This is a genomic window from Enterococcus sp. AZ103 (genome assembly GCF_051714685.1).
In the GTDB taxonomy this organism is placed as follows: Bacteria; Bacillota; Bacilli; order Lactobacillales; family Enterococcaceae; genus Enterococcus_A; species Enterococcus_A alishanensis.
The window spans coordinates 1469884-1483159 of sequence record NZ_JBIOSI010000001.1 but is presented as its reverse complement, the minus strand read 5'-3'; the positions used below and the strand labels follow the sequence as shown (position 1 = coordinate 1483159).

Annotated in this window: 12 protein-coding genes; 3 read left to right on the top strand and 9 right to left on the bottom strand. The window is 35.8% G+C overall.

Annotated features, from left to right (window positions below; all coding sequences use genetic code 11):
* Positions 1-139: 139 nt before the first annotated feature.
* From lepB to ID741_RS07480, 8 genes are all read right to left on the bottom strand, one after another.
* On the bottom strand, positions 140-739 hold the full coding sequence (lepB, locus tag ID741_RS07515) for a signal peptidase I (RefSeq protein WP_438719588.1): 600 nt from the start codon (positions 737-739) through the stop codon (positions 140-142).
* A 374-nt stretch (positions 740-1113) separates the two neighbouring features.
* Complete coding sequence (locus ID741_RS07510; protein ID WP_438719587.1) at positions 1114-1992, bottom strand: sulfite exporter TauE/SafE family protein; 879 nt, start codon at positions 1990-1992, stop codon at positions 1114-1116.
* A 531-nt stretch (positions 1993-2523) separates the two neighbouring features.
* Positions 2524-3987, bottom strand: coding sequence for an FGGY-family carbohydrate kinase (locus ID741_RS07505; protein WP_438719586.1), 1464 nt, complete (start codon positions 3985-3987; stop codon positions 2524-2526).
* Complete coding sequence (locus ID741_RS07500) at positions 3980-5380, bottom strand: PTS galactitol transporter subunit IIC (RefSeq protein ID WP_218326921.1); 1401 nt, start codon at positions 5378-5380, stop codon at positions 3980-3982. The genes ID741_RS07505 and ID741_RS07500 overlap by 8 nt, the downstream gene beginning before the upstream one ends.
* A gap of 1 nt (position 5381) precedes the next feature.
* A complete protein-coding gene (locus ID741_RS07495; protein WP_218326922.1) occupies positions 5382-5669 on the bottom strand; it encodes a PTS sugar transporter subunit IIB in 288 nt (95 codons plus the stop codon).
* A 12-nt stretch (positions 5670-5681) separates the two neighbouring features.
* Positions 5682-6146: a PTS sugar transporter subunit IIA gene (locus tag ID741_RS07490; protein WP_218326923.1), complete on the bottom strand. Its 465-nt coding sequence runs from the start codon at positions 6144-6146 to the stop codon at positions 5682-5684.
* A gap of 2 nt (positions 6147-6148) precedes the next feature.
* On the bottom strand, positions 6149-6997 hold the full coding sequence (locus ID741_RS07485; RefSeq protein WP_218326924.1) for a class II aldolase: 849 nt from the start codon (positions 6995-6997) through the stop codon (positions 6149-6151).
* A 2-nt stretch (positions 6998-6999) separates the two neighbouring features.
* Positions 7000-7740 (bottom strand): GntR family transcriptional regulator, encoded by a 741-nt coding sequence (locus ID741_RS07480; RefSeq protein ID WP_218326925.1) that lies wholly within the window; start codon positions 7738-7740, stop codon positions 7000-7002.
* Positions 7741-8405: 665 nt separating this feature from the next.
* Between ID741_RS07480 and ID741_RS07475 the strand changes: the two genes are divergently transcribed.
* Positions 8406-9113, top strand: coding sequence for a GntR family transcriptional regulator (locus tag ID741_RS07475; RefSeq protein WP_218326926.1), 708 nt, complete (start codon positions 8406-8408; stop codon positions 9111-9113).
* Positions 9114-9161: 48 nt separating this feature from the next.
* On the opposite strand, the gene ID741_RS07470 is transcribed toward ID741_RS07475, so the two are convergent.
* Entirely contained in the window at positions 9162-10361 is a 1200-nt protein-coding gene (locus ID741_RS07470; RefSeq protein ID WP_438719585.1) for an enolase C-terminal domain-like protein, read from the bottom strand.
* A gap of 311 nt (positions 10362-10672) precedes the next feature.
* Between ID741_RS07470 and ID741_RS07465 the strand changes: the two genes are divergently transcribed.
* Together ID741_RS07465 and ID741_RS07460 are read left to right on the top strand one after the other, a co-directional pair.
* On the top strand, positions 10673-12499 hold the full coding sequence (locus tag ID741_RS07465) for a glucose PTS transporter subunit IIA (protein WP_218326928.1): 1827 nt from the start codon (positions 10673-10675) through the stop codon (positions 12497-12499).
* A gap of 18 nt (positions 12500-12517) precedes the next feature.
* Positions 12518-13171: a bifunctional 2-keto-4-hydroxyglutarate aldolase/2-keto-3-deoxy-6-phosphogluconate aldolase gene (locus ID741_RS07460; protein ID WP_438719584.1), complete on the top strand. Its 654-nt coding sequence runs from the start codon at positions 12518-12520 to the stop codon at positions 13169-13171.
* Positions 13172-13276: the final 105 nt, after the last annotated feature.

Genomic DNA, 13276 nt, shown 5'->3' with positions numbered 1-13276 from the left:
TTGAATTATCAAACCAAATACAATACTTCATTCTTCTAGTTTAAATGATTATAGTGATTCCTAACCGTTTCCTCCTAATAGTGTTCTCGATAGACCTATTTTATCTGGATTTCAGTTATGAGTCATTTTTGTGTTGCACTTAAAATGTAAATTTAAGTGGTAAATTAAGACTTAACATCTGAAAGTTTGAAAAAGGCCAAAATACTAGAATGCATTTGCCTTCTATTAAATTTTCAGAGACACAACCAAATGCTCTGGAATCTTTAGAAATAATTCTGTTGTCGCCTAAAAGAAGATATTCATTATCAGGAACAACTGTTTCGAATGTGCTTGTAAAATTAGGTTGATTTTCAATAAGCTGTGAAAAAGAGTTTTGCTCCACTGTATCTAATTCATTATTCTCAAAAAGTTTCTTATACTTATCTAGGTAGTCCTCCTCAATAACTTTATTATTAACACGGAGAGTGTCATTTTTCATAGAAACTTTATCACCAGGTAATCCGATTACTCTTTTTACTATTGTAGTTGATACATCTCCTGGTTCTTTTGCAATTACAATATCAAATCTTTTTATGGTAGATTTTTTAGACACCAACACTCGTTCGCCATTTGCGAGAGTAGGATCCATAGAATCCCCAACAATTTTTGCACTCCCTACAAAAAAATTAAAAAGAATGACGAATATAACTACAAAAAGTATGCTTGGAATCCATTCTTTTAAAAATTTTTTAACCTTCATGAATACTTTCTCCTTATTTTATATTGTATTTACCTACAAATATAACATATCAACCAACTTCATAAGGTGGATTGTAAAGTAATAATTAAAAAAAAGACTAGTGATGACAGTTATGTGGTAATGGGCAGTGACATACACATCATTTGGAAACTGGTTTGATGACTACGGCAAAGAAAATTTGTCATAATGTATATTAAAAAATGTAGCTAAGATAATATGTAAATTATCCCAAAGCCACATAAGATTGAGCCATCAAAAAGAAAGAGATACAATTTGTGATATGATCTTCTAAGCCATTTTTTTCAGTGATTATTTAATCTGGTCATAAAAAAACTCTTTAGCGATTGGTATATCATGTATAGAGGGAAGAATTTTTATTTATTTCCATTTTTAGACATACCCTTAATGATATATTGAATACCTGTGTAAATAATCACAAGGATAACTAGATAGGAAATAACAGAAATATCTAGATTTATCAAAAATTGTGAAGCAATAATAACGCCAGGAATACCTCCGATAGTAATAGCTAAGCTGATTTTACGATCGTAAGCTTTTTCGCGAATAAAATTAAAACTGGCTACAGGTTGTAAGCCTGCGCAAGAACACATCATAATGGGAAATGCCGCTAAAGGAGTCATGCCTAACATATAAACCATTGCCATACACGGTGCGTATAGTCCAACACCAAAAGTCATTAACGCCCCAAAAATAAAATTTCCAATGATGCCAATAACTAGTTTAGTTCCCGTTAGTGAGGTGGCGGTATTGCCTTCGCCTAGCAAGGCAATCATATTTGTTTGTCGCAAAAACATTAAGATTGCTGTTACCACTAGAGCCCAGCCAATCCATTTACGGATACTTTTTTCAGATAGTTTTGGTACTAGTTTAGAGCCCAAAAATGATCCGATAATTGCTGCTAAAACTAAAGAAACTAAGGTAATTACGTCGACTTTGATAACAGTCACAAAGATAATTGCTTCAGTAATTACAGGAATTGCGTGTCCGACATTTAAGATACCGGGTAACAATCGATCGTCTTTCAACTGTTTGGTAGCATTTAACATCAAGGTAGTTAAAGCAAAGCTGCCAATTCCTAATGTATCAGCAAAATCAGCAATAAAACCAATTACCCCGTTAATTAGCCAGCTACTATCACCCAAATCTTTTCGGTGTTTAAAGACATCCTGCAATAAAATTACCGCTTGAAAAAGCATCCAAATAATTAGAATGTAGAAAATAATTTGTGCCAAATACTCATCCTCTTTTCATTTTTTCTAATTATAACAAGAAAAAGCTAGAACAATCTACAAAAAAATGCTTTTTGTGAATAAATACGCAATAAAACTAATCCATTCATACGACAAAGAAGCAAAACTGACTGAATTTTATAGCGTTTCAATAAAAATCAAGAATTAATAAAAATAACTAATTGTCAAAGATTCTTATGAAATGCATTCTAAACAATATTCCAAAAATCTGGAGACGGTTAATTTTTTTAATTTCTTGATCATACTAAGGTATCCTGTACCTTTTAGATTTAAAGGCAATTTTTTTAATTTATTTAGCTCAACAGCTATAATCTAAAATAAATATAAAAAGTGAGTAGACATTAATCTATTTAAAACAAATAAAATATAAAAATCAGCATATCAACCATTCTACAAAGAAGCAGCAATCATGCATCTTTCAGTAAAATCAATTGTAAAAATTCAATTGACCTAGTCGAAAGAAATGCGTGATTGCTGCTTTTTTAAAGTATTAATGCCATTACTACTTGTCTTTTATTTATTATCAATTAACACTTGCTTTGATTCATATAGATAAGAATATTTATCCAGCATTTGATCGAATGAAGTAACATGTTGTTGAATTGGCTTAACTTTTCTATAGTTGATCTCATAGTCAAAAGTAGGATACGCTGCTTTTAGTGCCCCAAAGGATACAGACTCTTCCATATTTACAACTTCAATATCTTTATTAAGTGCGTCTGCTTTTAATTGTACCCATAATGGATTTTTAACAACGGGTCCAATTGCAATAATTTTGTTCACATGTTCCATTGGGAAACAATTTGCTACGTATTTCATTTCTAAACATAGACCTAAAAAAATACCTAGCAGAACATCTTCTCGACGAGTGCTTAAACTAATTCCATACATCAGTCCTCTAGATTTACCATTTTTAAATGGTGCACCGGAACCGTTCAAATGAGGAATCAGAATAACTGGATCGTCTAATTCAATCTCATTATCCAAATATTGTTGATAGATCCCATTACAGTCCTTTTCAAACTCATTTTGGCTAATATTGAAAAAATTCTGATACCACTCAAAAGCATTACCCCCAGTCGGCATCGATGAAAATAGTGTGTAATACTGAGAGTTGGTAAATATCCCATTAGACAGAGATTCCTCAAAATTTTTTTTATTTAGAAAAGGATAATTATTAATCAACAAAAGCCCTTCAGTTGTTCCAGTAGAATTAAGTAGATCACCTGACTTTAAATCAATGCCTAAAGCGCCTACCATATGGTCATGTCCAGCAATTCTGACAGAAATTTTTTCATTTCCTAATTCTTGTACACTATCAGAAGAAGTATAGCCGACAATGTCACCTGAGTTAATCACTTCAGGAAATTCAATCATATTTTCTAAATCAAAAATTTCCAAAACTTCCTCAGACCAAGTACGCTTATTTAAATCAAATCCCATAGTTCTACTTGCCATAGAGAATTCGGTTTTAATCTGGTTCGTTAAAAAATAAGCTAACAAATCTGGAACATTCAACCAAGTATATTTTTTTTGCTTCGATAGCTTTAAATGATCCACTAACCATTTTATTTTTGGAACACTGTAATTTGAATGCGCAGGAAGACCTGTAATTTCATAAATTCGTAATTTTTGATCATCCGTTAATCGATTAATGTACTCGAAAGCTCGTCGGTCATACCATGCAATCATTGGAGTAACAATCTCACCATTAGAATCTATCAGAACACCAGCTTCTCCTACGCTAGAAATATTTATGGAATCGATTTTTCCAATATATTTAGAAACAAAATCTTGTAAGATATTTACTAACTGTGACCAAATATCTTTTATATCAAATAAATCACCAAATGAATCAACTTGTTTTTCTGTTTGAAAACTTTTACGTGATACAAGCTTTCCAGTGGATATTTCAAAAAGAGAGACTTTAGAATTGGTCGTTCCGATGTCAATCGTCACGGAAAGATTCTTAGCCATTTAATGACTCCCTCTCTGTTGTAGCAGTATCATCAATTAAATGGGTTTGTTTATAAGTTGCTTTGTACAACCAAAATACTGCAATACCAATAATTGGAATTAAAATTAACGCAATCATATTCCCGTTGAAGATTTCAAGTAACCAATACCTTAACGGATTACCGCCATCTAGGAAGCTTGAAACTAAGCCACTAGATCCTTCTGGAAAACTAAAGTTAACATCTTTTGCCATTCCCGTAATAAATGGTGCAATCGCTGAAGCAATGTATAAATCACCAATCATAATTGGAATTGCAATCAATACAGCTCTAAATACATTTCCTTTAGTAGATAGGACAACCATCGAGGCCATTACAGCTAAGTTAGCCAAATCACCTAAAGGTAAAACTGTATTTCCGGGTAAAACAAAAGCTAAGATAACCGCAATTGGTGTTAATAATAAAGCCGTTGAAATAATCGCTGGATTTCCAACAGCAACTGCGATATCTAATCCAATATATAAATCATCACGATCTGGATAACGATTATTCAAGAATTTTTTGATTGCCTCAGAAATTGGTAACAGACCTTCCATTAAGATTCGAACCATCCGAGGTAAAATAAACATTACCGCACCAATACTGATACCCATCGTTAAGATACCTTTTAGATCGTATCTTGCAGCAATCCCTAAAAGAATTCCTAAAATCGTTCCAACCATCATTGGTTCTCCAAAAATACCAAAACGTTTTTGAATACTTACTGGATTAATATCGATTTTTCTAATTCCAGGAATCATATCAATAATTTTATTTCCGATTAAACCGATTGGGAAAAAGGTAATTGCTGAAACAGTAGGAAAAGACATACCTTCTAAACCGAAATATTTCTCTCCCATAGGTGCTGCCCAGTCTGCCACCTTCAAAACAATAATAGCAATAACAGCGGATGCTAATATTCCCAACCAAAAACTTCCTGTGCTATAATATACTAGTGTACCTGCTAGCGCAAAATGCCAATAATTCCACATGTCTACATCAACTGTTTTTGTTTGGTTAAGAGCTAACATAGCAATATTGATTACCATGGTCAACGGGATTACAAATGGTGCAATTGGAGAACCCCAAGTAATTGCTGATAAAGGCGGCCAACCTAAGTCAACTACTGGAAGGTTAATTCCTGTCTGTTCTACCATTGCTTGCGCAGCAGGTCCAACATTATTAGTTAAAATATCAAAAATTGCATAAATTCCGACAAATCCAATACCTACAGTCAGAGAAGCTCTTAGTGCTTTTGCAGGTTTGATTTTAAATACCAACGCAAGTATAAATAATACTAAAGGTAACATTACAGTAGGTCCAAATCCTAAAATATATTGAACAACATCGTATAAAGTTTGCGAAATATTAGACATATTATTCTCCTTTTAATTGATCATAAATTGCATTTAAGACTTTTTCCTCATTGATTCCTGTGATTAAAGCTAAACCGTTAATAACTGGTGTGTCTAATTCATAAGGAATCTTAGTTGTTGATACAATTAAATCCGCATCCTCTGAGTTTGCTTGAACAGATGCTACATTTGTTTGTGAATAGTTTATATCAGTCATTTCTTTTTCTTTTAAAAATTCCAACACTTTTTCCGTTACCGCTGTTGAAGTTGCAATTCCAGTCGCACATACAAATAATAAATTTTTAGCCATTATATTTTCCTCCTAAAGTCCGATTTCTTCTTTTGCAATTCGATAAATCTCTTTCTGATTACCCTTTTTAATGTTTTCTAATAGTTCAGCATCAGGCAGAATACTCATTAATTTTTGTAGGATATTTAATTGCTTATTCGATTGTCCTAAAGCCAACAAAAAGACAATTGAAACATCAATTTTTTCATCATCCATACCACCCATAATGTCCATTTTTATTGGATTTTTTAATGTGGCAATTGTTACGCGGTTATTATTAACATACTTTGCATCGGTATGAGGGATAGCCACTCCTATCGGTTCTGTTGGTAATCCTGTTGGGAAACTCTCTTCTCGTTTAATTACTTGCATAGGAAATTCAGATACAACATCTTGATCTTCAATCAGAGGTTGCGCAATTAGATTGATCAACTCTGGAAAATCAACTACATCCACACCAACAAAAATATTTTTCATATTTGTTAATGAATCACTCATTATTAAACCTCCATTGTGACAGCATTCATACTAAGAATTTTTGAATAAACTGTTTCAAACACCTTATCTTCAGCATTTTGCAAAACTTTAATTAGGTTTGCTTCATTATTATTTTCTTCATATGCTTGTCCGACACTTCTGATAAAACTTTGTCTCAAGTCACTAGCAATATTAATTTTCGCTACATTAAACTCTACCATTTTTTGAATATGTTCATCTGGAATTCCTGAACCTCCATGGATTACTAGGGGAACTGGCGATACTTCATTAATTTCTTTCAAAAGTTCAAAGTCTATTTTAGGCTCATCCTCTAATCCATGAACATTTCCTACAGAAATAGCTAAAATATCACAACCGGTTCGCTCTACAAATTCTCTGACTTGTTCTGGATTTGTCTTAGAATCTGCTTCACTAACATGATCATCTTCTTTACCTAAAATAGCGCCTAATTCTGCTTCGACAGGAATCCCATAACCTTTAGCAAAATCAACAGCCTTCTTAGTAAAAGCAATGTTTTCCTCAAAATCAAAAGCAGCGCCATCAATCATTACGGATGTAAAACCAGCACGTGTCGCTTTTTTTACATCCTCAAAACTTTTCCCATGATCTAAATGTAAGGCAACTGGTGTATCCATGTTTTTAGCGTAACGAGAAACCATATCTACAATGTAATCATAGCCAGCCAAAGTAATGTTTGTTGGTGCTACTTGAATAAAGGTCGGAATACCGCTCTCTTCAATAGCTTTCAAAATCCCAACTGTTGTTTCTAAGTTAGTGGTATTGAAAGCTCCTGCAACTACTTTTCTTTCCTTAATAATGTCTAATAATGTAAATCCATTTACTAATGGCATTTCTAAATTTCCTCCCTTTGAAGTACTGTTCCAAGGTAGTATTTATTAGCTTTTAGCCATACATTACCGAATTCTATAGGTATCCCTCCTTCTAAATACACTAGCTGTTCTAAATGGAGAACTGGCGCATCGGAAGATACTTCTAATTCTTTTCCTCTTTTCTCTCCAACAACTCTTGCGGCATATCTACTTTCAGAATAAGCGATCTTTTTACCACTGATTTTCTCCATTACAGTAAACAAACTTTCTTTGTTAAAATCATGGGTTTGAATATTTGGAAAGAATTTACTGTTAATTCTATTTTCAATCAGCATTACTTTCTCGCCTTCAACCGATCGAATTCGTTTCATGTACAGGTACTCATCGCCAACATTTAAATTTAGCCTTGAAGCAATCTCTTTTGTAGCACTTCGAAATTCAGAGGTGATAACCTGTGTCTCAAAATTCAATTCTTGGCCTTCTAACGATTCCGCAAATGAAAGTAATCCTTTACCCAAAGAATATGAAATATTATCCTCTGCAACATACGTTCCTTTACCTTGGATTTGATAAAGTAGACCTTCTTTAACCAGCAAACTTACTGCTTTCTTTACAGTTCCTCTGCTTATTTCTAGTTGTTTCATTATTTGATTCTCTGACGGTATTTGTTCCCCCTTTCCCCATTCCTCAGAGTAAATATTATTTCGTAGGTAATCTGCTACTTGAAGATAAACTGGTTTTGAAACATCTCTATTAATAATCATCTTAAACACCTCCTTCAATCGTCTTGTATCACTAGCTTGTGTACAAGCATATAACTGTGTGTACAACATAGAACTAGAGTGTACAAGCAAGTACAAGTGAATTGTAACCGTTAACAGAGGAAAAGTAAAGTTTTTTTTATATTTCTATTTAAAAACATTAAACTAGTAGAAGATATAAGCAGACCCTCTACTTCAAAGGATTCACTTTTTTTGTTATCACTTTTAAATTATTTCGCATAAATTCCAATGGATAAAATGTATAAAAATAGCTCTTGTCTTATTAAAACAAGAGCTATTTTAAGATTATTTTTTTTATATTAATTTGTTTAATTAAATAATTACCAAAAAGCAACTCTGAATTTATTTAATTACTAAGTTGTATTTTTTGGAAAACTAAGGAGTTTTTTTAAAAAAGTAGCTTTGGATTCATTTACTATAATTCCTTCTGATGGTCGATCAGAAATTTCGAATAATCGCACAAAACGAGCATTACATTAGCTGAGTGGGCAGTCTATTGGCTGTGGAATTCAGCAATCAAAAACTCGGTGTCCCACCAGACAGAACATGCTGCAGTTTCGTTCGTTTAACGTAAGTCATATACTTATTAACTTTTCTCAGAATTCCATGTATAGTAATAGTATTAAACGATTCAAAGGAGTTTCTTTATGAAAAAACGCGAATTCATTGTGCAAGATTTGCTTAGTAAAATATATCAAGAAGAATTTAGAAACGGTAAACTGCCGAATCAGCGGGAGTTGGCACGGATTTATGGGGTATCGCGCTTCACAATTCAACAGTCGATCAAGAATCTGGAGGAAATTGGGATTGTTCGGGTAGTTCAAGGTTCGGGAATTTTCGTTCATGAGAAGTGGGTGAAGAATCCGCTGATTTTCAATTCTTTGACTCGAACACCTTATGATCGCATTGATTCTAAAATGATTGATTTGAAGAGAGCATCAGCAACTCTGGAGGAACAGAAAATTTTCCAGATTGGTGAACAGGAGGAAGTTTGGTCCTTTGAACGAATTCGGATTGTGAACTATAAGATTGAGCAGCTGGAAATTTCTAAATTGCCGGTTTCAATGTTTCCGGATTTATCTCGGGAGGTCGTGGAGCATTCGATTCAAAACTATGTCGAAAAGCAGGGTTACCGCATTTCTCACTACATCACCAGCTATGATCCGATTACTACCAATAAGGAACAATCCAACTTGCTATTATGCAAACGGGGCACGCCAGCAATGCAAATTACCAATCGAGCCATCTTGGAGAATGGTCAGGTCTACGAATACAGTAGTATTATTGCAATTGATTATTCGGTGACTTATATAAGACCCTTTGATCGGGAGATTCATCGTTCAAGAATAGACTAAAACCTCACGAACTTCAAGGATTTACTTGAGGTCCCGTGAGGTTTTTTATTATGGCGTTACAATGGTTCCGTCTGGTGTCCGGCTTTGGGTCCATTCATGTGGACGATAAACTACTGGATATTGTCCGGCTAATTCTTCATTAAAAGTCACACCGATTCCGCTTTGCTCAATTGGATAGAAAAAGCCTTTTTCAGGTGCTGGAATATTACCAAACAGGCTGGGTGTATTTTCAGGAATATCAATGTTTTCTTGAATTGCTGCATTGTGCAGATGAATGTTCAAATGAGTATTCACTGCCAGTCCCACTGGACTAATATCGGAGGGGGTATGCCAAGCAATTCGCACACCCATCGCTTCACAGAAGTGAGCCAGCTTCAAGGCTGGTGTAATCCCGCCGATTTGAGAAACATGAGCCCGCATAAAATCGATTTGACGGTTACGCACAAGTTCCTTCCATTCCATCGGGTTGTTAAACAGCTCGCCTGTCGCAATCGGTGTTGCTGATTGGTTGCGTAATTGCGCCAGCCATTCGTTTTGGTTTGGTGGCAAAATATCCTCTAAAAAGAATAAATTGTATGGTTCAGTAGCTTTTGCAAATTGAATCGCTTGATTCGGATGCAAGCGTTCATGCACGTCATGCAACATTTGAAATTGGTTGTTATATTTTTCCTTGATCGCTTTAAACATTTTTAAGGTTGTTTGCATATAATCCATTTGGTCGAAATAAGAACCTTTCATCGGATGTTCGGGTGTTTGCAGATTCTCAGGGTTGCCTCCGTAGAAACCTAACTGACAACGGATATAACGATAACCTTCTGCTAAGAATTTATCAATCTCTCCATAAAGGTCGTCTAAATTATCAGCAACTGCATGAGTATAAGCTGGAATTGCTGTACGAGCTTTTCCACCTAATAGCTGATACAAGGGCATATCTGCCAATTTACCTTTGATATCCCACAGAGCCATGTCTACACCAGAGATCGCATTGTTGGTGATGGGCCCGTTACGCCAGTAAGAATTTACGTTCATTACTTGCCAGATATCTTCGATTTGGTTAGCATCACGTCCGATTAACAGTGGTTTCAAGTACTCTTCAACCACTGTTTGAACAGCTAATGGGCGAAACTGGAACGTGCCGCAACCCAGACCGGATACCCCTTTATTGGTTTCAACTTTAACAACTAATAGGTTGTGGCGATCAGGCTTAATCGCAAAACTTTTTATGTCAGTAATAATCGTTGGTGTCATTCTATTCACTCCAATTTTGTAATACAAATCATTTCCACACTCATTGAAACACGGATACACTGACAGTGTCAATTTGGTCTGAAAAACACTATTTTTTTGATATAAAACCAGTCCAATTTATATTCAATTTATTAAAAAACGCTTATTTAAAGCTGTTTATTATTGAAAATAAGTGAAAAGGACTGGTTTTACAAGCTTAAGATATCATGCTAATATGTGGATGTGAAAGCGGAATCACGTGATGCAGGCGAAACTGACTGGTCCAAGCCTGAATTACTTGTTCCGTATGAACTAAGGAGGGATACCAAAAAATGAAACATGAAGATATTGCAAAACAAATTATCAAAGATGTCGGCGGAGCAGACAACATTAACAATGCATGGCATTGCATGACCCGCTTACGCTTTAATCTAAAGGATGAAAAGAAAGTCGATTACGCGTCTTTAGATAAGATTCCCAAAGTAGTAGGTACTAAATATCAAAGCGATCAATTACAGGTCGTTATCGGAACTGATGTAGCTGATTATTTTGCGCCACTTGCTAAAGAATTGGACTTAGATGAAAGCAGCCAACAGGGAAGCACTGAGAAAAAAGGTGCCGTTTCCTTATTTATGGATACTGTATCTGGGGTGTTCGGACCAATCGTACCTGCGATTGCTGGAGCCGGAATGATCAAAGGATTGATGGCTGGTTTAGTGGCTTTAAATGTCATCTCTAACCAAACCGATACTTATTTAGTGATTGATATGATTGCCAGCGGTGTATTTACATTCTTGCCATTTTTCGTTGCCGCTTCTGCTGCCCGTATTTTCAAAACGAACCAATATTTGGCGATTGCTATTGCGGCTACATTACAGTTTCCGACTATGACTAATGCAGTAGCTGAAGGAAATGTTTCAGCGTTCCAATTGTTCGGCCTAGTGCCGGTTCCAGTTTTTAACTATGCAGGAACAGTCATTCCGATTATATTCGCGGTCTTAGCTTTGAGTTACATTTATCGCTGGGTAGATAAAGTCTTACCGCAAGTTTTACGAACGGTATTTACTCCAACAATTTCGTTGTTTGTCGCCGGGTTAGTTACTTTAACAATTATCGGGCCAATCAGTATCCATCTAGGAAACCTATTGGCTACTGGTGTGGCTGGACTATTTACCATTTCACCAGTTTTAGCCGGTGTTGTCGTAGGTGCGATTCGTCCAATTGCGATCTTCACTGGTTTGCACCATGCGATGACACCAATTGCGTTGCAGAACTTTGCTAATCAAGGCTATGACATGTTAATGCCTATGATGTTTATGGCAAACATGGCCATCACTGGTGCTACAGCAGCAATTTACACTAAAGTAAAAACCAAAGAAGAAAAATCAATTGTTTTATCTTCGGCTGTATCAGGTATTTTAGGAATTACCGAGCCAGCATTATTCGGTATTTTGTCTAAATACAAAAAAGCCTTTATCGCTGCTACGATCGGAAGCTCAGTTGCATCAGCCTTTATCAGCTTCTTCGGGGTTCGGATTTATGGCTACATTTTATCAAGTATTTTCAGTTTACCAGCTTACATTGGGCAGTACTTTATCTTTGCCGTATTAGGCATCATCATTGCCTTGGTTCTATCCTTTGTTTTAACCTACATGCTAGTGCCAAAAGAAATGGATGAAGATACTGAATTAACCAATGAAGTTGATTTACATGCGGTTTCAAAAGGAGACTATGTTCCATTAGAAGATGTACCAGATGAAGTTTTCTCAACAAAATTGATGGGTGAAGGGTTTGCCATTAACTCAACGGATGGTGCTGTGTTCTCACCAGTAGCTGGTACTGTAACAACGGTTTTCCCATCTAAGCATGCGATTGGTATTAAAACCAGTAATGGTGTAGAAGTGCTAGTTCACATGGGAATTGACACGGTGGCTTTAAACGGACAAGGCTTTGAAGTGTTTGTTAAAGAAGGCGATCAAGTCTCGATCGAAACCAAACTGGCACAAATGGATTTAGCTTATATTCGCAATCAAGGTAAAGAAACCATGGTTATTGTGGTTATTACTAATATGGATCGTGTCCTGTCATTTTCAGGTATGCGTGATCTAGAAGGGCAACATTCAGCAGGAACATTACTAGAGCGGGCTGTTCTTAACTAATAGACTGGAGACATTTAAATGAAACGAGTAGAAATTTTAGCACGTTTAGAAAAAGCCGGTGTCATCGCCGTTATTCGCGGCAAAGATCACACTGAAGCAATCAAAGCTAGTCAAGCCATCATTGAAGGCGGAGTAATCGGAATCGAAGTTACCTTCACGATCCCGAACGCTCAGTTGGCTATTCAGGAATTGACCGATGCGTATCGGAGACAAGATGTCGTAATCGGAGCAGGAACTGTTTTGGATGCAGTGACCGCACGCTTGGCTATTATGGCTGGGGCGGAATTTATTGTCAGCCCTAGCTTCAATGCTGAAACGGCTGAACTTTGCAACCTGTACCAGATTCCTTATTTACCAGATTGCATGACCGTTACTGAAATGCAAACGGCTTTAAAGAGCGGTGTGGATATTATTAAGCTATTCCCAGGAAGTGCTTATGGCCCAAGTATCGTTTCAGCAGTTAAAGCACCCCTACCACACATTAATTTGATGCCAACAGGCGGAGTAAGTCTAGAAAATATGGCTATCTGGTTTGAATCTGGAGTAGTAGCTGTCGGTGTCGGTGGTAATTTGCTGGCCCCAGCGGCTGAAGGTGATTTTTCCAAGGTAACAGTAATTGCTCAGCAGTATGCTGCAAAACTAGATGAAATTAGAGGCATTAATCATGACTAAAGTGCCTTGTCTAACTGGGGACACAGTGGTGCAGTTCATGATTAGTGATAATACTAGATAAAAAATACGGCAGTCACTTGCTATCTGTTATAGAAGACAAGTGAC

What these genes read in the sequence shown, in the direction of transcription:
- ID741_RS07495 (WP_218326922.1), bottom strand. Translation starts at nt 5,669, where the DNA reads ATGGCTAAAAATTTATTATTTGTATGTGCGACTGGAATTGCAACTTCA.
- ID741_RS07470 (WP_438719585.1), bottom strand. Translation starts at nt 10,361, where the DNA reads ATGACACCAACGATTATTACTGACATAAAAAGTTTTGCGATTAAGCCT.
- ID741_RS07485 (WP_218326924.1), bottom strand. Translation starts at nt 6,997, where the DNA reads ATGCCATTAGTAAATGGATTTACATTATTAGACATTATTAAGGAAAGA.
- ID741_RS07475 (WP_218326926.1), top strand. Translation starts at nt 8,406, where the DNA reads ATGAAAAAACGCGAATTCATTGTGCAAGATTTGCTTAGTAAAATATAT.
- ID741_RS07480 (WP_218326925.1), bottom strand. Translation starts at nt 7,740, where the DNA reads ATGATTATTAATAGAGATGTTTCAAAACCAGTTTATCTTCAAGTAGCA.
- ID741_RS07460 (WP_438719584.1), top strand. Translation starts at nt 12,518, where the DNA reads ATGAAACGAGTAGAAATTTTAGCACGTTTAGAAAAAGCCGGTGTCATC.
- ID741_RS07505 (WP_438719586.1), bottom strand. Translation starts at nt 3,987, where the DNA reads ATGGCTAAGAATCTTTCCGTGACGATTGACATCGGAACGACCAATTCT.
- ID741_RS07490 (WP_218326923.1), bottom strand. Translation starts at nt 6,146, where the DNA reads ATGAGTGATTCATTAACAAATATGAAAAATATTTTTGTTGGTGTGGAT.
- ID741_RS07465 (WP_218326928.1), top strand. Translation starts at nt 10,673, where the DNA reads ATGAAACATGAAGATATTGCAAAACAAATTATCAAAGATGTCGGCGGA.
- lepB (WP_438719588.1), bottom strand. Translation starts at nt 739, where the DNA reads ATGAAGGTTAAAAAATTTTTAAAAGAATGGATTCCAAGCATACTTTTT.
- ID741_RS07500 (WP_218326921.1), bottom strand. Translation starts at nt 5,380, where the DNA reads ATGTCTAATATTTCGCAAACTTTATACGATGTTGTTCAATATATTTTA.